General features: G+C 45.0%; 21 protein-coding genes. 6 read left to right on the top strand and 15 right to left on the bottom strand.

Annotated elements, in window-relative coordinates; genetic code table 11:
* Nucleotides 1–28: 28 nt before the first annotated feature.
* Nucleotides 29–1,339: an SUMF1/EgtB/PvdO family nonheme iron enzyme gene (locus AAC033_RS04225; RefSeq protein WP_339735730.1), complete on the top strand. Its 1,311-nt coding sequence runs from the start codon at nt 29–31 to the stop codon at nt 1,337–1,339.
* A 55-nt stretch (nt 1,340–1,394) separates the two neighbouring features.
* Here AAC033_RS04225 and AAC033_RS04220 read toward each other — a convergent pair whose 3' ends face one another.
* Nucleotides 1,395–2,483, bottom strand: coding sequence for a mannose-1-phosphate guanylyltransferase (locus tag AAC033_RS04220; protein ID WP_339735728.1), 1,089 nt, complete (start codon nt 2,481–2,483; stop codon nt 1,395–1,397).
* Nucleotides 2,484–2,785: 302 nt separating this feature from the next.
* Between AAC033_RS04220 and AAC033_RS04215 the strand changes: the two genes are divergently transcribed.
* Entirely contained in the window at nt 2,786–3,523 is a 738-nt protein-coding gene (locus tag AAC033_RS04215; protein ID WP_339735726.1) for an ABC transporter permease, read from the top strand.
* A complete protein-coding gene (locus AAC033_RS04210) occupies nt 3,523–4,290 on the top strand; it encodes an ATP-binding cassette domain-containing protein (RefSeq protein WP_339735724.1) in 768 nt (255 codons plus the stop codon). Before AAC033_RS04215 ends, AAC033_RS04210 begins: the two co-directional genes overlap by 1 nt.
* An 80-nt stretch (nt 4,291–4,370) precedes the next feature.
* Here AAC033_RS04210 and AAC033_RS04205 read toward each other — a convergent pair whose 3' ends face one another.
* From AAC033_RS04205 to ricT, 7 genes are all read right to left on the bottom strand, one after another.
* Complete coding sequence (locus AAC033_RS04205) at nt 4,371–5,927, bottom strand: bifunctional response regulator/alkaline phosphatase family protein (RefSeq protein WP_339735722.1); 1,557 nt, start codon at nt 5,925–5,927, stop codon at nt 4,371–4,373.
* Nucleotides 5,928–6,007: 80 nt separating this feature from the next.
* Complete coding sequence (locus AAC033_RS04200) at nt 6,008–9,691, bottom strand: tetratricopeptide repeat protein (protein ID WP_339735720.1); 3,684 nt, start codon at nt 9,689–9,691, stop codon at nt 6,008–6,010.
* A 367-nt stretch (nt 9,692–10,058) separates the two neighbouring features.
* Entirely contained in the window at nt 10,059–11,174 is a 1,116-nt protein-coding gene (locus AAC033_RS04195; RefSeq protein WP_339735718.1) for an Mrp/NBP35 family ATP-binding protein, read from the bottom strand.
* Nucleotides 11,175–11,185: 11 nt separating this feature from the next.
* On the bottom strand, nt 11,186–11,518 hold the full coding sequence (locus AAC033_RS04190; RefSeq protein ID WP_339735716.1) for an MGMT family protein: 333 nt from the start codon (nt 11,516–11,518) through the stop codon (nt 11,186–11,188).
* A gap of 7 nt (nt 11,519–11,525) precedes the next feature.
* On the bottom strand, nt 11,526–12,266 hold the full coding sequence (gene trmB / locus AAC033_RS04185; protein WP_339735714.1) for a tRNA (guanosine(46)-N7)-methyltransferase TrmB: 741 nt from the start codon (nt 12,264–12,266) through the stop codon (nt 11,526–11,528).
* A 106-nt stretch (nt 12,267–12,372) separates the two neighbouring features.
* Nucleotides 12,373–12,828 carry a gliding motility lipoprotein GldH gene (locus AAC033_RS04180; RefSeq protein ID WP_339735712.1) on the bottom strand — a complete coding sequence of 152 codons (456 nt, stop codon included), beginning with the start codon at nt 12,826–12,828 and terminating at the stop codon, nt 12,373–12,375.
* Complete coding sequence (gene ricT / locus AAC033_RS04175) at nt 12,825–13,958, bottom strand: regulatory iron-sulfur-containing complex subunit RicT (RefSeq protein ID WP_339735710.1); 1,134 nt, start codon at nt 13,956–13,958, stop codon at nt 12,825–12,827. The genes AAC033_RS04180 and ricT overlap by 4 nt, the downstream gene beginning before the upstream one ends.
* Before the next feature lie 221 nt (nt 13,959–14,179).
* Here ricT and AAC033_RS04170 point away from each other — a divergent pair, with 221 nt between their 5' ends.
* Nucleotides 14,180–16,570, top strand: a complete 2,391-nt coding sequence (locus AAC033_RS04170; RefSeq protein ID WP_339735708.1) for a PAS domain S-box protein — start codon at nt 14,180–14,182, stop codon at nt 16,568–16,570.
* Between the two features lie 54 nt (nt 16,571–16,624).
* Here the strand turns inward: AAC033_RS04170 and AAC033_RS04165 are convergent, their stop codons facing one another.
* Nucleotides 16,625–17,749 carry a DNA polymerase III subunit delta gene (locus AAC033_RS04165; protein ID WP_339735706.1) on the bottom strand — a complete coding sequence of 375 codons (1,125 nt, stop codon included), beginning with the start codon at nt 17,747–17,749 and terminating at the stop codon, nt 16,625–16,627.
* 276 nt (nt 17,750–18,025) lie between these two features.
* Here AAC033_RS04165 and AAC033_RS04160 point away from each other — a divergent pair, with 276 nt between their 5' ends.
* On the top strand, nt 18,026–19,222 hold the full coding sequence (locus tag AAC033_RS04160) for a phosphoglycerate kinase (RefSeq protein ID WP_339735704.1): 1,197 nt from the start codon (nt 18,026–18,028) through the stop codon (nt 19,220–19,222).
* A 72-nt stretch (nt 19,223–19,294) separates the two neighbouring features.
* Here the strand turns inward: AAC033_RS04160 and AAC033_RS04155 are convergent, their stop codons facing one another.
* Nucleotides 19,295–19,972 carry a TIGR02117 family protein gene (locus tag AAC033_RS04155; RefSeq protein WP_339735702.1) on the bottom strand — a complete coding sequence of 226 codons (678 nt, stop codon included), beginning with the start codon at nt 19,970–19,972 and terminating at the stop codon, nt 19,295–19,297.
* Nucleotides 19,973–20,085: 113 nt separating this feature from the next.
* Here AAC033_RS04155 and AAC033_RS04150 point away from each other — a divergent pair, with 113 nt between their 5' ends.
* Entirely contained in the window at nt 20,086–20,538 is a 453-nt protein-coding gene (locus AAC033_RS04150) for a hypothetical protein (RefSeq protein WP_339735701.1), read from the top strand.
* Nucleotides 20,539–20,552: 14 nt separating this feature from the next.
* Here the strand turns inward: AAC033_RS04150 and AAC033_RS04145 are convergent, their stop codons facing one another.
* The 5 genes from AAC033_RS04145 to AAC033_RS04125 form a co-directional block, all read right to left on the bottom strand.
* Nucleotides 20,553–20,837, bottom strand: a complete 285-nt coding sequence (locus AAC033_RS04145; RefSeq protein WP_339735699.1) for a hypothetical protein — start codon at nt 20,835–20,837, stop codon at nt 20,553–20,555.
* 59 nt (nt 20,838–20,896) lie between these two features.
* Entirely contained in the window at nt 20,897–21,583 is a 687-nt protein-coding gene (locus AAC033_RS04140; protein ID WP_339735697.1) for a hypothetical protein, read from the bottom strand.
* Between the two features lie 90 nt (nt 21,584–21,673).
* Complete coding sequence (locus tag AAC033_RS04135; RefSeq protein ID WP_339735695.1) at nt 21,674–21,958, bottom strand: hypothetical protein; 285 nt, start codon at nt 21,956–21,958, stop codon at nt 21,674–21,676.
* Between the two features lie 773 nt (nt 21,959–22,731).
* Nucleotides 22,732–23,073 carry a hypothetical protein gene (locus AAC033_RS04130; protein ID WP_339735693.1) on the bottom strand — a complete coding sequence of 114 codons (342 nt, stop codon included), beginning with the start codon at nt 23,071–23,073 and terminating at the stop codon, nt 22,732–22,734.
* Nucleotide 23,074: 1 nt separating this feature from the next.
* Nucleotides 23,075–23,266, bottom strand: coding sequence for a hypothetical protein (locus AAC033_RS04125; RefSeq protein WP_339735691.1), 192 nt, complete (start codon nt 23,264–23,266; stop codon nt 23,075–23,077).
* Nucleotides 23,267–23,679 lie beyond the last annotated feature (413 nt).

Below are 23,679 nucleotides of genomic sequence, written 5' to 3'. Positions count from 1 at the left end.
AAGCTTCTTCATATTAGTTTTCCTGGCTTTGATTCTTCTCGTGTCATGCAAAAAAGATCAGACCCTGAGCTACCTCTATCCCGAGGATTCCAGGCCCTTTTATGAACCTTCGCCCTTCGGAATGTCGTACATTGACCGCGGAAGCTATGTCATGGGAGCCGAAGACGACGAACTTCAAGGATTTAATACCACGACCAAACGGGTTTCGGTTGAAGCCTTTTGGATGGATAATACCGAAATTACCAACAACGAATACCGCCAGTTTGTCTATTGGGTCAGAGATTCTATTGCACGAACACTGCTTGCAGAGACCTACCCGGAGTTTATGCTGACCGAAGACGACCGCGGCAATTTTTACGAAACACCACATTTGAATTGGCGCGACCCGGTTGAATGGAGAAACCCGGAATTCCAGCTGGCACTCGAAGAATTATACATCCCGGAGGAAGAACGCACCTATTTTTCAAAATCAATCGACACCCGGAAGTTTTCTTACAGCTATCAATGGATTGATTACAAACAGGCAGCTAAAAGAAAAAACCGCTACAACTACGAAACACAGTCTTACGACGGGACAATTATTAATGCTGAAGGAGAAGAAGTTCCGATAGAAAACCGGTCTTCCTTCATTTTCAACGAGCGTGTTCCCATCTATCCGGACACCCTTTGCTGGATTCGCGATTACACCTATGCCTATAACGAACCGCTCACCAAAAACTATTTTTCACACGTCGCGTTCGACGATTACCCTGTAGTAGGCGTAAATTGGCACCAGGCCAAAGCCTTTTGTCATTGGCGTACCAAGATGCTGAACAGCCACCAGGCACTTCTGTTAGAGCCATCAACGCATGCTTACCGCCTGCCAACCGAGGCCGAATGGGAATATGCCGCACGTGGAGGGCACGAGCGCACCTTATACAGTTGGGGAAGCTATTATACCCGTAACATCATGGGTTGCTTTAAAGCCAACTTTAAACCACGCAGAGGCAACTATGTGGCCGACAGCGAGTCGAGTACGACAACCATGAAGGTTGGTAGCTTCGATCCAAATGACTATATGCTTTACGATATGGCCGGCAATGTAGCCGAATGGACCAGCACTGCCTTTAACGAATCCGCCTATGAGAATTTAAACGATTTCAACCCTTCCTTCGAATACAATTCATTACCCGGTGATGCCCCCGCAATGAAAAGAAAAGTCATTCGGGGCGGATCGTGGAAAGATATTGCCTACTATATTCGCAACTCAACACGAAGCTATGAGTATGAAGACACCACCAAATCATACGTCGGTTTTCGTTGTGTTCGCACCTCGTTTAAAGACGAATTCAGGCAATAAAAAAAAGCTTCCTCATTCCTGAAAAAGCTTTATAGAATAGGACTCGACTTGCCTTTTAAACAAATTCGGTCCCTTTAACCATCTTCACATCGCTTACAAACTGACGAATTTGCTGTTCATCTTCTTTTTTACAAATCAACAAGGTATTATCTGACTCAACCACAATGTAGCCGTTCAGTCCCTGCAACACCACAATCTTGTCATGCGGCATATTCACGATGCAATTTTCGGTTTGATAGGTAAACACATCACCCCCCTTGATCGAATTATTGAATTCATCTTTTGAACTATTCTCATACAACGACCCCCAGGTTCCCAAGTCACTCCAGCCAAAATCCGCGCACAGCACATGAACATTCTCAGCCTTTTCCATAATCCCATAATCCAACGAAATATTCTGGCATTCAGAATAAGTCTTGTTAATAAAATGCACTTCATCGTTGGTTCCATAAAGCTTTTCACCCTTTCGGAACAAACTGGAAACACCGTCCAAATACTGATCAAAAGCCGACAGAATACTTTTCAGCGACCAGATGAAGATCCCTGAATTCCAGAAAAATTCGCCACTCGACACAAAGATTTCTGCCATTTCAAGGTTGGGCTTTTCGGTAAAAGTCTTCACCTTGAACAAGTTATCGAAATCTTTGTATTTAGACTTCCCATCAACCTGAATATAGCCATAACCTGTTTCTGGCCGGCTGGGAGTAATTCCCAAGGTTACCAGCACATCGTTGTTTGCAGCAAAATCAATCCCTTTTTGAATCTCCGCTATGAACTCATCTCCTTTTAAAATGATATGATCGGACGGGGCAACAATAATATTAGCTTCGGGGTTGATACTTTTAATTTTATAGCTTGCATAAGCAACACAAGGCGCAGTGTTACGCCGCAAAGGCTCTAATAAAATCTGGTCTTCACTTAATTCGGGCAGCTGATCCAAAACCAGGGCTTTATAATCGACACTGGTAACGATATAAAAATTTTCAGAGGGACAAACTTTTTTAAAGCGGTCGTATGTCATTTGGATGAAGGTACGTCCTGTTCCTAAAATATCTAAGAACTGTTTGGGCATTGAGCTTTTACTCATCGGCCAAAAGCGGCTCCCAATTCCGCCTGCCATGATAATACAAAAATTATTCTTCATTCATTTTATTTTTGAAGTCCGTTATCAAATATACCTATTTTACCTATAAATTATGCCCAAATTCGAAGGTTTCCTGAAAATAGAAACCGGGCTTGTATATATTCAAACGACAAGATTTGCTTTTTCATATCTCTGTTTTACACAATAATCAATTTTAAATTTGTTCTGTTCTCTTCATGCTATTGTGTTTACTTTTGCTATCATTGTTGAAGTAGGCGGGATTCGTAATGACCAAAAGAGAAACTTTCTCGCATGGCTCTTTTCATACCCAATTATTTGTAACTTTATGCTAAAGTATTGCTATGAATCTTTTTTTTCATGTAGGACGCTATTTCTCGTTACTTGGCCGGGCCTTTTCGCGACCGGAAAAGCATCGCATCTATTTTCGCAAGCTGTTTGTTGAGATTGAGCAACTCGGCCTGGATTCGGTTGGGATTGTCGCGATTATTTCCATTTTCATGGGTGGTATTATTACCCTACAGGTGGCTTACAACATGTCCAGCCCATTATTTCCGAGCTACCTTATTGGCCTTGGAAACCGGGACACGCTAATTCTGGAGTTTTCATCCACCATCATGGCGCTAATTATGGCCGGTAAGATTGGCTCAAATATCACCTCTGAAATTGGAAGCATGCGGGTTACCGAGCAAATTGATTCCCTCGAAATTATGGGAATCAATTCGGCCAGTTACTTAGTTCTACCTAAAACACTGGCTGTTGTCTTTATTTTTCCCTTTCTTTTTGTGCTAAGCGTGTTTTTTGGGCTCATTGGCGGCTTAATTGTTGGCCCCGCGGTTGGAGCAGTTACGGCGCCCGATTACATTAATGGGATCCAATACCTGTTCACCCCTTACTATGTCACGTTCTCGATGATAAAAACCCTCTTTTTTGGTTTTCTTGTGGCGACGGTACCTGCTTATTTTGGCTATTATGTTGACGGTGGAGCGTTTGAAGTTGGTGCTGCCAGTACACGGGCAGTCGTCAATACCAACATCTTGATTTTGGTTTTCGACTTGATTTTAACCCAACTCTTATTCTAATGATTACAATTCAAAACATCAGTAAATCGTTTGAAGACAACCTGGTATTGAATGATGTATCAACTGTGTTTGAGCCCGGAAAAACCAACCTGATTATTGGCCGCAGCGGAAGCGGAAAAACGGTTCTGCTCAAGTCAATTGTAGGCTTACACGACGTAGATCAGGGAGACATTTTTTATGATGACCGCAACTTCACGAAAATGAACCACAAGCTTAGAAAAAAATTGCGGCAGGAAATGGGCATGGTTTTTCAAGGTGGCGCTTTGTTTGACTCATTTTCAGTGGAAGAAAATGTACGTTTCCCCCTGGATATGTTTACGAATAAGAGTCAGAAGGAAAAGCAAGAACGGGTTGACTTTTGTCTTGATCGCGTCAATATTGAAAAGGCCCATAAATTATATCCGGCCGAAATTTCGGGAGGAATGCAAAAGCGGGTGGCCATTGCACGTGCCATTGTTATGAACCCCAAGTACTTGTTTTGTGACGAACCAAACTCGGGACTTGATCCGGAAACCTCGTTGGTGATTGATGAACTTGTTCATGAACTGACCGTCGATTTCAATATGACAACAGTAATCAATACCCACGATATGAACTCGGTGATGGAGATCGGCGACAAGATTCTGTTCATTAGCGAAGGTGTGAAAACATGGGAAGGCACCAAGGAGGAAATTCTACACGCGCAGAACAAAAAACTGCAGGAGTTTGTCTTTGCCAACAAAACCTATCGCCAGATTCGCGATGTGAAAATCGAAAAGAAAAGCTAATGTACTGCACTCTAAGGCATCAGAAACCCTTTCAATTGTCGACTAATGTTCGCCCTTCGTGATAACCAACATTCAGAAAATCATCCCCGAGGTGTCATCGTTATAATGGGTATGACCATTTCCTCCAATGAGATCCCTCCATGCTGATAGGTGTCGCGGTAATACTGCACGTAATGATTGTAATTATTCGGATAGGCAAAAAAGTCATCATTTAGAGCAAAAATGAAGCTGGAACTCACATTTCGCCCGGGCAAATAAGCTTTTTCTGGATTGGTTATCTCAAACACCTGCTTGTGGTTATAGTTTAAGTTGCGCCCCAACTTATAGCGCAGGTTGGTATTGGTTTCGCGATCGCCAATGACTTTCAGCGCATTATCTACCCGAATGGTGCCATGATCGGTTGTCAGAATCACCTTCACCTTATTTTCAGCCAACGACTTTAACAACTCGAACAGCGAAGAATGGTTAAACCAGCTTAAAGTGAGCGAACGATAAGCTTTCTCGTCACTGGCCAGCTCTTTCATCATATCCATTTCGGTTCGGGCGTGCGACATGACATCGACAAAGTTAAAAACCATGACCGACAAATCATGTTGCATGATACTGCCCAGGCTGTCGCTCAACTTTCTGCCCGACCGCCAATTGGTGATTTTCTCAAAGTTTAACCGTTCACTCCTGCCCCGACGCTTCATTTGGGTCTGCATCAGTTCGCGCTCGTGAATGTTTTTATTTCCTTCGTTGTCATCATCTTCCCAGTATTCGGGGTGCAAACGTGCAATCTCCAAAGGCATTAAGCCAGCAAAAATCGCATTGCGGGCATACATGGTTGCCGTTGGTAAAATGCTGCAATACAAGTCTTCTTCTTCGGTCAGGTAGTATTGATTAAGCACCGAATTCAACACCCGAAATTGATCGTACCGCAAATTATCAATCACCAAAACCAACACTTTGTGTCCTTTGTCAAGCTGGGGAAACACCTTAGCCTTGAAAATATCGGGCGATAGCAAGGGGCGATCTTCAGCTCCCTTTTCAAACCAACGGAGGTAATTTGTTTTAATATAGCGGCTAAAAGCCTTGTTGGCCTCTGCTTTTTGCATTTTCAGCACTTCGTCCATGGTGCTGTCTTGCGAAGCGCTGAGTTCAAGCTCCCAAAAGACCAATTTGCGGTAAACCTCGGTCCAGTCTTTCCAATCGAGGCGCTCATTCAGACGCATACCAATTTTCGCAAATTCGCTTTGATAAGCCGAAGTTGTTTTTCGCGTAACCAGTTCTTCCTGGCCAACATTCTTTTTAATTGACAGCAATATTTGTTTCGGATTGACGGGCTTAATCAGATAATCGGCCATTTTGGAACCAATAGCCTGGTCCATAATATCTTCTTCTTCGCTTTTGGTAATCATCACTACCGGCACATTTGGATTGATCTCCTTGATTTCATCGAGGGTTTGCAATCCAGTTAGACCCGGCATATTCTCGTCCAGAAAAATAATATCGAAGTGATTACCGCGAACCAGGTCAATCGCATCGGCTCCATTATTGGTGGTTGTTACATCGTAACCTTTCTCTTCCAAAAAGATAATATGGGCGCGCAATAAATCAATTTCATCATCGGTCCAAAGTATACGTATTGTCTTCATGCTTTCTCTTGTTGCTTTAAAGTAAAGTCTCGCTTATAGGAACAAAAAATATTCCTAAAAGGGTATGCTCTTAACAAAGTTTAACGCGACGGGCGGGTCAAATAGCTGGCTTTGTATAGTTCGAGGTATTCGCCAATGTCTTTGGTACGCATCAAAATGTCGTAGTTCGCCGGCGAAATTACAAAGTTGCGGTAGTTCAAGTCCATCAGGGGCTGGTAAACCTGCTGATTTTGAACCACACCTCTGAGGTAATTCATCCCCGCCTCCTTGTCCTCAATTCCAGAGACTTTCAAAATCAGATTTTCGGCATCAAACTCCAACGCCTCGACGAGCAGATTCACTTCCGGGAATTCCTGTTGATGATGAGTCTCAATCGCTGTTTTTACAGCTTCTCCGTCAACACCGGTTTTTGGGATCATGAGTATAAAAAACTGCTCCCCTGCCACATTTGGGTTAAACGGACCATCGTAAGCTGGTTTGTCAGGCTCAACCGGTGCTTCATTTTCAGAAGAACCCGGTTGTGGTTGACCGGCAGTAGCATCTACTTTCGCAAAACTACCGCTGATATAATAGTCGCGGAAAAACTCGATGTACTCAGCAATGCTGCTTTCATTCATCATTTTTTCCAGATTCCGGTCTGTAATAATGAAATTTCGGTAAGTTCTGGTCTCCAGACTTTTATACAGCGCCCGATTGGCTACCACATTGCCAAAATACCCCATGGCCGCTCGAATATCACGCATCGATTTAACAACCATCAACTGGTAATCACCAAATTTCCGCTGCTCAATTGTTAGGTTCAAATTGCCAAACGTCGAGCGGTTGTAGCTTGCGAATTCGGTGACCAGGGTCCGCAGGTTAAAATCAGGATCATCGACGGCAATCACGAAGTTTTGAGGCACTTCGGTCTCGCGCGAAAACAGGCCCTCGGTTTCATCAGCCTTCACCACCACAAATGAACCCCGTTCTTGCAATTCATCCTCCTCGGCTCTCACCCGGGCCATCAACTTTTCCGGGTCATCCAAGGCATCAGATGGAAAATCACTTGTAATGAAACGACTGTAGTTTTTTACGAAATATTTCAGGTATTCCAGGTAGCTTTGATCCGACAAAACCTCGCGATAGTTGTAAGACGAAGCCACAAAGTTGATGTACTGCACTTCACCCAGTGACTGGAATACCTCGCGCTCCCGGATAATGGAGCGAAAATAAATCAGGCTCTGCTCTTTGTCGGACAACGAACGCACAACAACCAGCTGTGTTTCAGGGTTCAGGCTCTCTGTTTCGATATCAAAATCCATCCGGGTATAATGGTCGATGTTGTAGTTGGCAAGGTCAAATTTTAACCGGTTCAGATCCACGTTGGCGCTGCATGGAAAGGCAATCACGAAGTAATGCAGCAATTCATCATCATAGGAAAATTTGCCTCCAAACTCGTCATTGGCTGCCTGATTTTCCGGCAGCAATTCGGCGTTCTGAATCTGATCGTTCAGATAGCCGATTTCAACCAGCTTCTGATAATCAGCCAGCGTGCTGTCTTCGATGAGCTTCAGTACTTGACGGGCCAGGGGCACCGTTCCACTTTCAGGATAGGCCTGGATATGGTCATTCAGCTTCCGTCCAAACTGGTTCAAGTCGGAATGAACACCTTCTGCAATGGTCTCGATGAATGAAATTTTAGGCAAGAGCAAAGTATCCGGCTCCAGCTTCCTGATTTGTTGAACAAACTCACCGGCAGTTTGATAATTTCCCTGCTGATAATTGTAATACGCTTGCTGGTACAGGTTATTCACGCTATCCCGTCGAGCCTCCAGCTCAATGAAGAAATTTGGATTTACCAGGTACCTGGCGTATTTGCTATCAGGATAGTTTGCGACAATCAGGTTTTTGTAATCGTCAGAACGTTGCTGGTTACCCACCTTTTTGTATAAGTCCCACAACTCGAAATAGCTGGACAACTGATAGGTATTCGGATCATATCGTTTCAACAGTTCTTCGTACTGCTGAATGGCACGCTCGTAATTTTCAAATTCTTGTTTGAAAATCCGCCCGGCATTAAACAAGGCATTGCGGATTTGCTGATGCGATTCAGCCATGGCTTCTTCAGTCAGCGGAACATCCTGTAAATAATATTCCCTTTCCATCGGGTCGTCCACACGTATTTCGGTACTGTCAACGCCGGCTTCAATCTGCTCCAGCTCTTCCATCTCAAACTGCGAGGCCGAATTTTTGTTGCCGCGCCTCCAGTCATCTTCCAACTTCCGCTGTCCCCAAATTTGTTGGAATTCAACCTTGCCGTAGGCCACCGTTGTGGGATTGTAAAAATACCAGCCACTTCCCTGTTGGTTTCGGTTCAGCCCCATGCGCGATTGGTTCATGCGAAAGAAGTTGCGATCACTCATCTCCTGGCTGGCTAACTGGCGCTGGCGCTGTTCTTCAATACGTGCTTCATTAATCCATCGGGACACGAGTGCATTCCGCTCTGAGTCACTCAGTCCGGCAATTCGCTGCAAGCTGTCTTCCCGAACCACCGTATATAAATTATCTGTCAGACGTGTCAAGCTATTATATCGCTCGGCAATCGATTCGTACTTTGGGTAGGTTTCGTCAATCACCACCATAGCACTGTCGTAGTAACTTTGCGCATTCATGTAGAGCTTTTCCTCGAAATAGATGTCGGCCAGGGTCAGACAGGATAGCGCCCGCTGAAACAAATTGACACTGCTGGCTGAAGCTGATTGAATGTAGTGATCAATGGCCGCGCTTTTGTTGCCTTCAGTCATGGAGATATTCCCGAGAGCGAAATAAATTTGGTCACGAAATTCGTAATTTTTACTGTCGCGAAGCATTTTACGCAACTCCTTCTTTAGCTTGTCAACATCTCCTTCACCCGAGAAAGAACCAGCCGCATTGATTCGGGCATTGAAAGCCATTTCATAGGGAGGATTCATCTTTGCCACCTCACGAAAAGTCTCAGTTGCCAAATCGTGCTGCCTGGTTTCCTGGTACAACTGGGCCAGGATATACTTGAGGCGTACCTTATTTTTCCTCCAGAATGTGTTATGAATCGCCACCCTCAAGTGTGGAATCGCCTCTTCAAACGCGTTTTGCCGCACATGAAAGTCAGCCACGGCCAATGCAAATTCCTCGTCATACTTTTTGGGAAAGTCGACACTGGCATCTACACTCTGAATCAGTTCGAGAGCTTCATTGTAGCGTCCCAGCTCAGTGTACGATCGAATCAGCCAAATGTAAGCCTCAAACTTGGTGTCCTCTTCACTGAATTTACGTACCACATAGTTCATATTTTCAATGGCTGCCGGGAAATTTTTCATGTAGAAATAAGCTTTCCCCATCAAAATATAACTGTCGTCCACCCACTTGTTGTATTCCTCCTTGCTGGCCATCCGAATGTAGGCCTGGCTCCGGTTACCACGTCTTCTGGGCTTTTTGGTAATTGAGTGTACTTTAATCAGTTTCGAAGCTTTCATAATGGCATATTCCATGTCAGATTGTGCCACACGGCCGGTTCCCGGATCACTCGACTTAAAAATAGGAAGCATGCGGGTGAAGTCGTCTTCAACCGACTCATTGATGCGTTCAACCCCTGCATTCAAACTTTCTTTTCCGTTGAAATAGATGTTGTATTGCGAGGTGATGTTGTGGTAAGTTCGCGATAAACGCGTGTTTTTCTCGGTTGAACAACCACCGATAAAAATCAGGAGAAATACACCGAATAAGGTATGTCGAAAAATTCTGCTCAAACGAGTATATTTTAACACTGTAGGATAAACTTATTTATTCCAATAATATTGCTTTTTCTGAAGGGTAAAAGAGGCCCCGATGAGCAGTCATTGTCTTCCTTTTAGCTGCCATGGCAAATCCATCCTATTTTCCCCGTCTCCCAAACTCAGAAAGCTTACAATATTACAAAAAACAAGCTAATTTATTGGGACTTGACGATAAATTGATTTACCTGACAAATCGAAAATCACCCTTCCGGAGCAGTTGGAACACCTCCTTTTTGCTCCGGAGCGTGTTCCAGGCAATTTCTTTAGTGTCCGGATTGCTTTTTCTTCGTTTCAAGGGCCCGACAAACCATTTGAAGTACTATTTCTCGTTTCCCAAGTACTATTTTCGGCTAACCTTGACTTTTTTCGTCGGGTCCAATTGAGCGTTTCTGTTTTCAACTTGCTTTACCGTATTCGCAGCCAGTGCGAGAAAAGCTTTTCCCATAGGCGACTGCTCATCAGTGGCAGCGGGCACACCGGAGTCGCCGCCTTCCCGGATTCCCTGAACCAAGGGGATTTGTCCCAACAAGGGAATATCCAGTTTTTCGGCGAGGTTTTTGGCTCCGTCTTTTCCAAAAATGTAGTATTTGTTGTCGGGCAATTCCTCGGGTGTAAACCAGGCCATGTTTTCCACGAGCCCTAGCACCGGGACATCGACATTCTTTCCACGGAACATGCTCACCCCTTTCACCACATCGGCTAAAGCTACATCTTGCGGAGTAGAAACAATCACTGCTCCGGTTACCGGAACCGTTTGAACCAAGGTTAAATGAATATCGCTGGTGCCCGGAGGAAGGTCAATCAGCAGGTAATCCAAGTCACCCCAATTGCCATCAGAAATCAGTTGTTTTAAGGCATTGCTGGCCATGGGCCCGCGCCACACCAAGGCATCGTCTCCAGCTACAAAAAAGCCGATCGACAAAATTTTCACCCCATGCTGAACCACGGGCTCAATCATTTCGCGTCCATCAACATTCACTCCAGCAGGCCGGATTTGCTCTGCTCCAAACATTTTGGGAATTGAAGGCCCAAAAATGTCGGCATCAATCACACCCACTTTAGCCCCCGTTTTCGCCAGCGCTACGGCCAAGTTAACTGCCACTGTCGATTTTCCGACGCCTCCCTTTCCAGACGAAATTGCCAGGATATTTTTTACTCCTGGTAAAATGGGCCGCTCCATCTGATGAATGGCCTTGGGCGTAATATTTCCCTTGATTTCGACATCAGAGCCCAGCTCGCGCACGATGGTTTCTTCACAAAGCCGGATGACTTCTCCCATGCTGGGATCGTCGGAACGCTGAAAAACCAGCGAAAACGTGACTTTCTTGCCGGCAATCCGGATTTCCTGAACCATGTCGAGGGCAACAATATTTTCTTTTCCTCCCGGGAACTGCACCGAGCGTAACGCGTCGGTTACATCTTTGGGAACGATAAATTTTCGTGGTGTATCAGCCATATTCTTTTGTTTTAATGTATTCCTAATTCTTTTACCGGGTCCCAGAAGACCACTTCAAAATCAACCACCTGGTTGTCCTCCACCCGCACGCCTTCGCTTTCAAGCAACTCCTGCATCACGTTGGAACCTGAAAAGTGGTGCTTGCCCGTCAGCAATCCGCTGGCGTTGACCACCCGGTGCGCGGGGACATTCACTTTTGAAGCCCGCGAGTTGCTCATGGCCCAACCGACCATCCGGGCCGAGCGCGTTGCTCCCAGGTAACGGCCAATAGCGCCGTAACTTGTAACCCGCCCCACCGGTATTTGGCAGGCCACCTCCCATACCTTCTCAAAAAAGTTGTCCATGTGCTTTTTATTCCCTCGCCGTTCGGCCAAAACTACGGTAAGGATCTTTTTCTATCTCAACATCGGGCTCGCACAATGGTTTATCCCGGTTGATATGAAAGGCCAGATACTTGATGGGCAGGCCTCTTTCGCGCCATTGTTTTTCGTAAAAAGTCTGAATGGAAAGTACTTCGTCCAACAAGGCAGATTTATACAAATCATCGGTCTCAGCCACGATCGGAAAGCCATTCTCTTTGGCCATGGCCAAGGTGTATTGGTATTGAAAATTGCTATCGGTTTTTAAATGGACAATGCCTCCCGGCTTCAGAAAATGCTGGTACTTATTCATGAAATTGGTTGATGTCAACCGTTTGGTATATTTCTTCATTTGTGGATCAGGGAAGGTCAGCCAAATTTCATCGACCTCACAGGCACCAAAAAATGCATCGATGATTTCGATGTTGGTGCGCAAAAAGCCCACATTTTTCAAGCCTTTGTCATAAGCCAGTTTAGAGCCTTTCCACATCCGGGCCCCTTTAATATCGACGCCCAAGAAATTTTTGTCCGGAAAATACTCAGCCAGCGAAACCGAATATTCACCCTTGCCGCATCCCAATTCCAGTATAATGGGATGGTCATTTTTAAAGAATTTCGCAGCCCACATCCCTTTCAGCTCATGATTTTTTTGATCGAGCTTGTTGTATGGTGCCTGAACGACATGTTCATAGGTAGCCATTTCTGCGAATTTGGCCAATTTGTTCTTTCCCACTTTCCTTTTTTATCTGCTATGCGTTATCTAATCTTGTGTTTCGAGGGCCTGCTACCCGGAGGGAAACAGCGATCAGAAAAAATTTAACCGGTCGATGACCTTAGTTTTATTTTTCAATCCGAAGCCCAATATCATGAATGCCTTTCAATTGTTCGGCTCGCATACCCTGACGAATGAAGAATTGGTATTCGCCCGACTTTTCGAATCGGACATTTTGCCGGTATAAAAACTGGTTATCGAACAAATCGCCAATACCACTGCCTCTCCATTTACCTGATTTTTCAGCCAGGATATACTCAACAGTGTCGGTCAGCATCTGACCATCCGGCGATTCAATGTCAAGAAACAACCAGATGTTGCTGTTCGGATAATTTCCTTGGTTTCGGATATTGATGTAGAGATTGTATCCTGGTTCTGCTTCATTAATCTCCACATTGAAACTTGCAACCGAGTCTTTATGCCACCCCCCTGGGTCGATGGTTTTATATTCCTCGTACACGCGGTTGGAATCGCAAGCTGCGAGCATTATCAGAACGATTATTCCTTTGAAGATATTCTTCATGATTTATTTCTTGGTCTTCTCGAAGAATTCTGTTTCGAAAAACGTTTTTTCTTCCGGTGACGTGACTTGGGTTCATCAAAACGGGTCAGGCTTTCTTCGGCAATCACATTTTCGAAACCAGGTGATGTTTTAGAGGAAACGCTGACCACCTTGTCAGCCAGTTTTTCAACCTTTTTCCCTTTTTTATTCAGGCGAATCACTTCTTTGGCCCGCTCTACCGAAATTGCAACCGGAGCTAAGGGCTTGTGCCCGTTGGCACCGTAGTACAATATCCCGTTGAAAATATCGGCTTTCTGAAAATAGTAACGACCGTCTTCGGTATCCAACGGCACATTGCTCGGCGGAAAATCCTTTTGTGCATCAATATAAGAATCTACTTCGAAATTCAGGCAACACTTGAGCTTTCCACACTGGCCAGCCAGTTTTTGAGGATTCAATGATATTTCCTGATATCGGGCAGCATTGGTGGTAACCGAAACAAAGTTTCCGATCCAGGTAGCGCAACAAAGCTCTCGTCCGCAAGGTCCAATACCGCCAATGCGTCCTGCTTCCTGCCGGGCACCAATCTGCTTCATTTCGATGCGGATGCGGAAGGTTTCAGCCAGCACCCGAATCAGTTGACGAAAGTCGACTCGCTCATCAGCAATGTAATAGAAAATGGCCTTCGTGCGGTCTCCCTGGTATTCCACATCCCCTATTTTCATGTTCAATTTCAGGTCAGCAGCAATCTTCCGGGTCTCGATCATAGTCGTGTGCTCCAGGCTCATCGCTTCACGCCACTTATCAATATCAACTGACTTTGCTTTTCGGTATACCTTGCGAAATTCTCCATTGATCAGGGTCGCCTTATGCTTCTTCATCTGGTGTTTCACCAAAGCACCGGTTAGGGTAACAATGCCTATGTCATGTCCCGGACTGGCCTCGACGGCGACAATATCACCGGCGGCCAGCTTCAGGTTATTGACGTTCCGGTAGTAGTCCTTGCGGGTATTTTTAAATCGAACTTCAACGATGTCATCATCTGCCGACTTGTTTACCACATCATTCAGCCAGTCATAAACTTCCAGCTTGGAGCAGGTTCCGGCAGATTTCTTACAACAGCCCCTTTCGATTGATAGTTGATCATCCATAGTCTAACAATTAATACCGGATTGGTCTATTCCGGCTAAAGCTCATTCACTTTACGACACAAAAATAATTAATAATGCTGACAAACAAAGTAGTAGCGACACATGTCAATAAAATTACAAAACATAAACCTTAAACCAACTAAAAACGAGAATTCAGCCGCCGAAAAAATAGCTTTTTTACTTAAAATGAGCTAAATTAGATTTGCATTGTTTTACCAATTATGGACACGCAAGAAGAATATCCGGAAAAGATCAGGCATCACAAAAAACAAAATCAAGCATTGAAAGAACAATCAAATAACGGAGCAGAAGATTTTGAGGCCAAAAAGCAGATTTATCAGTCGATTTTCGAAGAGTTGCCCTTGGGCTGTTGCCTGAATAAAATCCAGTATGACACAAATAAAAAACCGGCAACGTTCATCATTCTGGAAGCCAATCAAGCCTTTGAAAAAGCGACAGGCACAGAAGGCCTCCAACTGCAGGGAAGGCCCGTTCATGAAGTATTTGATCAACTACCCCGCAAGTGGCTCTCAAAATTTGCAGCTGTTGCCAAATCAGGCGAGAAAAGAGAATTTACTGAATTCTCGTTCGATGGGAATACCTTTTTCGACATTCAGATCCATTCGCCAAGGCCATACTACTTTACCCTGACCTTGACCAGGAAACTCAAAAAAAATCAGGAAGACGATAGTCCCATTCATTTCTATGAACGACTCATGGATCATCTCCACGAAGGAATATGGGTGACAGACAAGCATGACACCATTTTTTTCAGTAATTCCGGAATGACTTTTAATACCGGGTCAAAAAAAACAGATCTGATTGGCAAAAACATTCTCGATTTCAAAAAACCAAATCTTGGAAACTTTCTGGAGGATTATTTATCGGCAAAAAAAAGCTTAAAAGCCAAGAAATACGAAACTCAGCTCCTTACTCTTGATGGCAAAGAGGCTGTTTTGGCGGGTTGGCTGGTTCCGCTGATCAAAAATTACCGATTCGACGGAATGATTTGCACGACCCGAAACATAAGCGATGAAAAGAAAAACCGGCAAATCATCCGCGAAAGCGAACAGAAGCTCCGCAACATTATTGAACACAGCACCAACGTTTTTTATTCCCATTCAACCAACCACCTACTAACCTATATCAGCCCGCAAATAGAAAAACTATTGGGTTATTCGCCCCATGAAGCCTTGGTGAAATGGACCACGCTCACTTCTGACAATCCGATCAATCAAACAGGGTTGCAGATGGTTGAAAAAGCGATTGAGACCGGCCAGGTTCAAGAGCCCTACGAGTTGGAGCTGGTTCATAAAAATGGGAGTTTGGTCTGGGTTGAAGTCAGGGAGGCACCGGTTGTTGAAAACGGCAAAACAACATCCATTGTTGGCGCTTTAATTGATGTGACCGAACAGCGAAAAATTGCAAAGCAACTCCAACAGAGCCAGGAAGGCTTAAAAAATTTGGTGGATGAGTCGCCCATACCGATTGCCATTAACGATGAAGAAGGGAAGGTGGAGTATTTAAATCGGGAGTTTACCCGCACCTTTGGCTATACCGTTGAGGATATCCCCAATGCCGATCGATGGTTTGAGCTGGCCTATCCGGATAAAGCCTATCGTGAACGCATGAAGCGCCTGTGGACACTTGATCTTGGAATCCCACACAAATCCAGATCTTCAGAAAACCCCTTTGAAGCCCGAGTCACGTGCAAGGACGGGTCCGTCAAGTTTATCCAAATTCTTTGGAGCAGCGTTGGCAACAAGCTGGTATTGATTCTCAATAACCTGACCGAACACAAACAGCTGGAAGAGCAAATTCTACATAAGAACGACGAACTGCAAAATGCCTTGAATGAACTTCAAAAGTTGAACGGCGAACTGCAGATTGCCACTAAAAAGGCAAAGGAAAGCGATGAGCTCAAATCCGCTTTCCTGGCCAACATGTCGCATGAGATTCGTACGCCTATGAACAGTATCATTGGCTTTTCGAGTCTTTTGGCCCAACCAAATGTCAGCTCCGAAAAACAGCAACAATACACCAATTTTATCCAGAAAGCAGGAAAACACCTTTTACGGATTATTGATGACATCATCGACATTGCCAAAATTGAATCGAACCAGTTAAAAATCGAAATGAGCTATTTTTCAGTCGTCCCGTTTCTGCAAAACACTTACGACTACCACCGCCAGAGCTCGCTGCTGCAATCCAAAGCTCAACTCAAACTTAAGCTCAACTACCAAAAGGCCGATAAGCCGGTAGTCATGTTCACTGACCCCATTCGCCTGAAACAAGTTTTCGACAACCTGTTAACCAATTCGATCAAAAATACCAACGAAGGATTTATTGAGATGGGAATCCATGCATTGGAAGGAAACAGCATTACTTTTTATGTCGCCGATACCGGCATTGGCATTCCCGAAAAATTCAAGCAAGCTATCTTTAAGCGCTTTACACAGGTTGAATCTAAAACTATCAAGCCGGGAACAGGATTGGGTTTGAGCATCATTAAGGGCATCACCAACTTGCTGGAAGGCGAAATCTGGTTCGAATCAACCGAAAAAAAAGGAACCACCTTCTACGTTAAATTTCCTATTATCCCGAAAGAATAATCCAACGAATCGAAACAGAAGTTCAATCAATCCATGTAGAGCTGACGTGAGCTTTTATTTTCGGATCAACTTCACTATTTTCAATGACATATCCGTTAAGATAATTCGCGGATTACCGTTCATGGCAATGTGTTGGTAAGCCTTTTCCAATTCTTCACTGATAGGCACAATGTTGCGTTCGTTGATAAAAGGGGAGAAACGTGCCGAAAAAGCCTGTTCTTCCTCGTGCATAAACACCAGGGCCGGGTTTTTCAGGTTGTACACAAAGTTTTCTCGGATCAGCCCCATCGCATATTGCAGAAAAATCTTCTGGCGTTCGCGGCCCATACCCGACACCTCATTGATCCACTGAAACAGCTCCAGAAATTTTCGTCCATAAGAAAAGCGCATCAGTTCCTTAAATCGCTCCAGGTTGTAGCGAGTGCTTTCGTTCAGCTCCAGCAAGTTGATGGCCTGCCGGTAGTTGCCACGACTCAAATGCACCAGGTTGTCCACATCTTTGCCTGCTGCTGCCTCCAGTTTCTGAAGGGCAGCTTTCATGGGCTCCGGCTGAATGCCCGGAATTTTGATCAACTGGCACCGCGACCGGATGGTGGTAATGATTTCCTCTTCACTTTCGGTGACCAGCAAAAACAAGGTTTTTACCGGCGGCTCCTCAATCATCTTCAACAGCTTGTTGGAGCACGAAACATGCATCTTCTCCGGCATCCAGATAATCATCACCTTGTATTCGGCTTCAAACGACTTGAGATTCAGCTTGCGAAGAATCTCCTCGCTTTCGTGCGAGTAGATGAGGCCCTGTGCATTTTCAACACCAATATAGTTAAACCAGTCTTCCAGGTTGAAATAGGCATTCTCAAGAACCAGCTTTCGCCATTCGGCTAAAAAATTGTCGCTCACCGGATCCTTAAACTTGGGAGTTTTAACCACCGGAAATACAAAATGCAGGTCGGGATGAATGAGTTTGGCATACTTCTTACACGAAGAACAATGTCCGCACGAATCGCCGTTTTGTTTATCCAAACACGAAATATACTGCGCATAAGCTAACGCCAAAGCCAACTTACCCGAGCCTTCGGGCCCGGCAAAGAGTTGCGCATGGCTGATCCGCTCTTCCTTAACCGATTGAATTAATCTCTTTTTGGTGGCTTCCTGCCCAATAACATCCTGAAAAAACATAGGCTTAATTTGTGCAAACAAAAATAATAAAACCTCCCGCCTTTCCATCTTGTTCGTCCGGAAGTTTGTGAATTCTGTATGAACCCAGCAAAAACACCAGGAAAAGTCTGCGAAAATGAAACGGTTAAAACGGGAGCCTGCTTCCCGGAAGTTTCACACCCAAAAAAACACTTTACCTCTGCATTAATTATTCCAGATTAAGCAGATGAAGCAAAGCCGAACGTGATCTTTTTTGTACCTTTGAGTTCGATTTTTAAGAAACTAAAAAATACAATTATGCAGACTATTGAAACCTATGATTTCACAGGGAAAAAAGCGCTGATCCGTGTGGATTTCAATGTTCCTTTCAACGAAAAATTTGAGATCACTGACGATACCCGTATGCGTGCCGCGTTACCAACCATCAACAAAGTGATTGAAAAAGGTGGTTCTCCCATTATTATGTCTCACCTGGGACGTCCGAAAGATGGCCCGGAAGATAAATTCTCCTTAAAACACCTGGTAAACCACTTGTCGGAGCTGCTGAACGGTGCAACCGTAAAGATTGCTCCCGATTGTATTGGCGAGGAAGCCAAAACCATTGCCAAAGGCCTGAAGCCAGGCGAAGTGTTGATTCTGGAAAACCTGCGTTTTTACAAGGAAGAAACAGCCGGCGATGAAGAATTTGCCCGGAAACTGGCTGAAAATGGCGACTGCTGGATTAACGATGCCTTTGGAACAGCACACCGTGCCCACGCCTCAACAGCGGTGATCGCCAAATTTTTCCCGAACGACAAAATGTTTGGTTACGTAATCGGTAGCGAGCTGGAAAGCCTGGACAAAGTGCTGGCCAGTCCCACCCGCCCAATGACGGCGATTATGGGTGGAGCGAAAGTTTCATCAAAAATTACCATCATCGAAAACATGTTGGATAAGGTGGACAACCTGATTCTGGGTGGCGGTATGACTTACACTTTTGTGAAAGCCAACGGTGGAAAAATCGGCAGCTCGATTTGTGAAGACGACTACCTGGAAACTGCGCTGACCATTCAGAAAAAAGCAGCTGAAAAAGGTGTAAAGCTTTACATTGCCAGCGATGTGGTTGCAGCTGACGCCTTTAGCGAAGATGCCAACACCCAGCCGGCTGCTGCCAATAATATTCCTGACGGATGGCAAGGGCTTGATGCCGGTCCCGAAAGTATCAAGACGTTTAAAACCGTGATTGAAAACTCAGGAACCATTCTGTGGAACGGTCCCGTTGGCGTATTCGAATTCGATAAGTTTGCGGTTGGTTCACGCGCGGTGGCTGATGCCATTGCCGCAGCCACTAAAAAAGGTGCTTTCTCATTGATTGGTGGTGGCGACTCGGTTGCCTGCATCAACAAATTTGGATTGGCCGACGAGGTGTCCTACATCTCAACTGCTGGTGGCGCGTTGCTCGAATACCTGGAAGGAAAAACACTTCCCGGAATTGCTGCCGTTCGTGGCGAATAGAACACACAAAAAATCAAGATACAAGCCCGGGGAGTTTTTTCTTCGGGCTTTTTTTGACCTCTTTTGTTTCAGCTACCGGTAATGAAAAAGCGTTCCTTTATCGAATGGAGTCCACACGCTGGCTTTGAGCCCGGCCTCTTTCAGGCTTTGGTTGGTCCAGGTATTGCTCGTGTAAAACAAGTTGTAGGAGCCTGTTGCCTCATAAAACGCATCAACTGCTGAGTACCGAAAACCTTCAATGCGGATGGGCTGGCCATGCGCATCACGGGCAAAGCTTCTTTCAACATACGCAACAATGGACTGATATTGGTCCCGACGAACGGCAATCCGCTTGCAATCCTCATTGGTGGATAAACTTCGGTAATAGTCAACGTGCATGGCCGAACGGCTATTGACCAGCAAGGCTTTTGCTGCGGTCTTCACCGTCAGGTCCGACCACTGAGGAGTGTTCAAAAAGAAGTTCCGGTCTCCCCAGCCAAAGCTCACCAACCGCGCCTGGCTTGCCACCGCTTCATCGATCGCCAGAAAATCGGTCCAATCCCGGATCTCATTCCGCAAGGGTACGACCAATTCCAGGTGGACACCGTTCGACCGGATGTAGATATCAACATCGTCGCCTTGCGCGGTATCCACATTGACCGGCACCAGCGACAAAACAACAGCAAACACCGTATAGCAGGCCACCACAAGCAGCAGTGCCACCAACAGCTGTTTTATCCATCGAAACACCATACGAATCATTCGGCTCATGTCCTGTTTTTTTTATGCCGGAGTGAACGTAGTCTCCAAACAAGCTTTATTTGTTGAACATTCGGCTGGCGCTAATGGTTGTTGCAGATAGAAATGACAAAAGCAAGCAAACGATGGAGCTGAAGATTGAACGAATGACATTTGGCGCGCGGCCAAACAAATACATGCCCGACCAGGATTTATATCAATACCTGGGCGAAGCGGGTGTGCGAAAAATGGTGAGCGATCATTACGACTTGCTGGCACAAAGCACCATCAAACACTTATTCCCTAAGAACCCGGTGGGGCTTGATGCGGCGAAAGAACGGTCGGCCGACTTTTTTATTCAACGGTTGGGCGGGCCTGACTATTTCAACCAGCACCGGGGCAGCCCCATGTTGGTGCGGCGCCACCTGCCCTTCAAAATTAAGCCCGACGATCGCATTGTATGGCTCGAATGTTACCGCGAGGTGCTGCTCAAAATGGATGCGCCAGAACACCTGGTGATGGCATTCTGGCGCTACTTGCATGATTTTTCCAACTGGATGGTGAACACCCCCGACGGTTCGTATTCGATCATGCGTTAGGATTTATATCCGGCTTATTCTTCTATCAATTCCACCTCGACTTCAATGCCGCCAATCCAGCCCGAAATCAGGTTGTAAATGGCGCAGCCCAAAGCGGTGAAAAGGAAAAAGACAATTCCATAAAGAAAAGGCAGGAAGACAAACATCAACCCGCTGAACGGGAAATGGCTTCCAAACATCCCGCCAACGATGCTGCCAATGATCCCAAGAGGAATCATAAAAACTGCCATGATCAAAAAATACATCAGGGAAACGACCTTGGCCGTTTGCCATACATTAAAACGTTTGATTCGTTTCATACTTCATTTTTAAAATTGATTAGACTTTTATTATTGGTTTTTATGAGTGATTCTGCTTTTCAACTGAAAATGACCAAGGCGTCCTGACCAGGAGCAGCATCCATCTTTTGCTCGGCCCAATCGATGTTCGTATCCGTTTCCAGTCTGTTGCCGCTGACCCGGTAATTTTTAAAATAGCTGTGTTCAACAGGCGCATGTTCTTTTTGATGCCAGAATTCAACTCTCGCCCCTTTAGCCGACAAAATCTTCAGCACAGAGGGCGATTCGAGAATACGACCTGGTTCATCAATGATCAGCCTGGTGTTCTTCGAGAAGCTTATCAACATTTGCTTTTGCCGTTTGTCATAGTCAATTTGCCGGATCTCCAGAAAATTTCGGTACGGTCGTCCATGCCAATCTCCAAATACTTTAAGTGTTCCCCCTCGACACACATGCCCGTCCTTGCGAACCAAGCTTGCCAGTTGCCCGGGAGTAAGCTGCCTGGTTTTAGCGTCGGTCGTTGGTTCCAGGTTATCCAGATCCGGCGATGCAACAACAACGCTCATAAAGTCGCCAATACCTACTCGTTGCACTTTTTGAAAGATCTCGAAGCCCAGCCAAATTGCGAGCAGCGCAAGAAGTACACTGATAAAAATACCTGCTCCATTTGGAAGCTCATTGTAAACTAGCACCCCAAATAGTCCTGCGATCGCCAAAGGTGCCAGCCCGGCGAGAATACCAGTTAAAAAATTGATTGGTTTGTTCATGGTCTTCTATTTTCGAGATTAAGTGTGTGAAACTTCAATATTCATTACCCGCTTCCCGGCCCTTAGTCATCTCTTTCAGAAACAATACATCTACGCTGTTTTTTCCCTTCCTTTCGATTTCCTTTTGACGACCAGCGCGTGCTGTGACGTTTTTATATCTTCTTCCGTAAAATTTCGCCCTTGTGCTCTCATGCCCCGTTTTTGCGCCGTCACTGTTATCCACGACATCAGGACACCAAAGAACACCGTCATAAAACCCAGCTTCAAGAAATCGACTTCTCCTTCGTCCAGGTATTCCCAAATGGCCAGGACAAGGCCGTATATCAAACCTGATCTCAAAAACACCTTCCAATAAATTTTGGCTACAGTGTTCATGTCTGTTTGCGTAGGTTTCTGTTTATTACCGTATACTCCATAACTCAGTCATTATTCTTAGCAAACAAAAAAGCATTCCCAGCACAGCAAATACCCTGAGCATATTGAAAAGCTTAATCGAAATTAATTGCCTGCCAGCAAACAACAAGCCGAATAAAACCATCCATAATACGATGAAGTAATCTCGCCCGGTGTCCCAAAGAAATGCCGCAAACGATAAGCACACCAAAGTATCTATTGACCAAAAAACGTCTACCCTTTTACAAGAAGAAGTTGTTTGTGCTGTCATCGTATTTTTTTGTATTGTACGTTACATTCACCTATTCTCATGCTCCTTCAGACTTGCACCCACCCCGGCCCTTCACATGTAGGCAGTAAGAGAGGAGCAGAACTTCATTCTGCGGAGGGAGGGCCAGGAGAAATACTGGCCGGTCCTCCCAAAACACGTCCAATTTAAATAAAATAACTTAGATTAACATCTGCTCAGTTGATCAAAAGATCAAAAACAATCATCAAAACGGCTTTCCCAACCCGGAGACTCTATTTAACTATTTGGGGGTACCTCTAACAAGCAAGCGAGCACATCGAAACCTCAAGCATAAAACAAAAAGAATCAAGCGAGAAGCTCAGAGATCCTCGCGAGGATCTAAAACATGGAAGCATGTACCTCCAAGTGTATCGGTTGCGATAAGAAGGTGGGCCTTTTCGAGAAAAACAGGGGCGATAAACACCCCTGCCTTCTTTCTATAACACACTCATTTGAACCTTCACGCTCAAACAGTTTCATCGCTGGAATTAGCGGTTTTTTTAGTAAACCGGTTCTTTATGTCTTCATAAACGGCTTTTGCGCCCGGAATTCCGCTCCGGTCAGTGTACTTTACCGAGTTGTAATAACTGAGTGCAGCCATATAGCTTTTGGCACCAGCCTGCATGGTGGTGTTGTCATCAAGGGCGTCATACAGTTGCTTAATGGGCCTTACACCGACATCAGTTGCGACCAGGCTTCCATATCGCTTACAAACCCATCCTGATCCAGAAATGGTGGCGCATACTCCGGATCTGGTTTCCCGTAACTCCGGGCATTCCATGACAGAAAGCGTGCCTGCTTCGCCCATTTTAGGTAGGTTTTGCCGGTCTTCGGGCGTTAAACCCACTAAAAAAAGAATTGAGGATCTGATCAATCTCTGTTACTTTCTCCACAAGCTGGGTGATGGTCTCACTTGCAATTTGAAAACTGATTTTATTTTCCACAACAGCTTCGTTTGATTTATACTTCTCAAAAGTTAAAACACAAGATTCACTTTTCATCGGTTTTTTTAAAGAATTTCATGAGCTACACTTTTTAGGGGGGTAAAAACCCCTGTCGGACTCACGAACGATACTTTTGGGGTCAAGAATTCACGAAAATTGAAGGGTTTTTTGGCTCCTTTTTAGGTCATTTTCGTGTCCAAAACGCCAATTTTGGGTCAGCTTGTCCAAAAAAGTTACGACCTGCCCTGTTTTGCAGATCAATTCAAATTCTTGTGGACAATTTGCGTTGTCCTCTTCAAGAACCTTATTTCCGGCACTGACCTAATTTCTTTACAGGATCCAGATCATGCGCCAGAAACCGCCCAGATTCTTCAGAGAAGCTAGGATGATATCAGGAATAAAAATTAAGGATTTCTATTCACAAGATGATTTGATTTGTTGGTCACCCCGCAAAGAAGAAGAAGAAGAAG

The sequence above is a fragment of the uncultured Sunxiuqinia sp. genome (genome assembly GCF_963974515.1).
Classification (GTDB): domain Bacteria; phylum Bacteroidota; class Bacteroidia; order Bacteroidales; family Prolixibacteraceae; genus Sunxiuqinia.
This window is presented reverse-complemented; position numbering and strand designations above follow the sequence as displayed.

What these genes read in the sequence shown, in the direction of transcription:
- AAC033_RS04220 (WP_339735728.1), bottom strand. Translation starts at nt 2,483, where the DNA reads ATGAAGAATAATTTTTGTATTATCATGGCAGGCGGAATTGGGAGCCGC.
- AAC033_RS04215 (WP_339735726.1), top strand. Translation starts at nt 2,786, where the DNA reads ATGAATCTTTTTTTTCATGTAGGACGCTATTTCTCGTTACTTGGCCGG.
- AAC033_RS04210 (WP_339735724.1), top strand. Translation starts at nt 3,523, where the DNA reads ATGATTACAATTCAAAACATCAGTAAATCGTTTGAAGACAACCTGGTA.
- AAC033_RS04205 (WP_339735722.1), bottom strand. Translation starts at nt 5,927, where the DNA reads ATGAAGACAATACGTATACTTTGGACCGATGATGAAATTGATTTATTG.
- AAC033_RS04195 (WP_339735718.1), bottom strand. Translation starts at nt 11,174, where the DNA reads ATGGCTGATACACCACGAAAATTTATCGTTCCCAAAGATGTAACCGAC.
- AAC033_RS04190 (WP_339735716.1), bottom strand. Translation starts at nt 11,518, where the DNA reads ATGGACAACTTTTTTGAGAAGGTATGGGAGGTGGCCTGCCAAATACCG.
- AAC033_RS04180 (WP_339735712.1), bottom strand. Translation starts at nt 12,828, where the DNA reads ATGAAGAATATCTTCAAAGGAATAATCGTTCTGATAATGCTCGCAGCT.
- ricT (WP_339735710.1), bottom strand. Translation starts at nt 13,958, where the DNA reads ATGGATGATCAACTATCAATCGAAAGGGGCTGTTGTAAGAAATCTGCC.
- AAC033_RS04170 (WP_339735708.1), top strand. Translation starts at nt 14,180, where the DNA reads ATGGACACGCAAGAAGAATATCCGGAAAAGATCAGGCATCACAAAAAA.
- AAC033_RS04165 (WP_339735706.1), bottom strand. Translation starts at nt 17,749, where the DNA reads ATGTTTTTTCAGGATGTTATTGGGCAGGAAGCCACCAAAAAGAGATTA.
- AAC033_RS04160 (WP_339735704.1), top strand. Translation starts at nt 18,026, where the DNA reads ATGCAGACTATTGAAACCTATGATTTCACAGGGAAAAAAGCGCTGATC.
- AAC033_RS04155 (WP_339735702.1), bottom strand. Translation starts at nt 19,972, where the DNA reads ATGAGCCGAATGATTCGTATGGTGTTTCGATGGATAAAACAGCTGTTG.
- AAC033_RS04150 (WP_339735701.1), top strand. Translation starts at nt 20,086, where the DNA reads ATGGAGCTGAAGATTGAACGAATGACATTTGGCGCGCGGCCAAACAAA.
- AAC033_RS04145 (WP_339735699.1), bottom strand. Translation starts at nt 20,837, where the DNA reads ATGAAACGAATCAAACGTTTTAATGTATGGCAAACGGCCAAGGTCGTT.
- AAC033_RS04140 (WP_339735697.1), bottom strand. Translation starts at nt 21,583, where the DNA reads ATGAACAAACCAATCAATTTTTTAACTGGTATTCTCGCCGGGCTGGCA.
- AAC033_RS04135 (WP_339735695.1), bottom strand. Translation starts at nt 21,958, where the DNA reads ATGAACACTGTAGCCAAAATTTATTGGAAGGTGTTTTTGAGATCAGGT.
- AAC033_RS04130 (WP_339735693.1), bottom strand. Translation starts at nt 23,073, where the DNA reads ATGGGCGAAGCAGGCACGCTTTCTGTCATGGAATGCCCGGAGTTACGG.
- AAC033_RS04125 (WP_339735691.1), bottom strand. Translation starts at nt 23,266, where the DNA reads ATGAAAAGTGAATCTTGTGTTTTAACTTTTGAGAAGTATAAATCAAAC.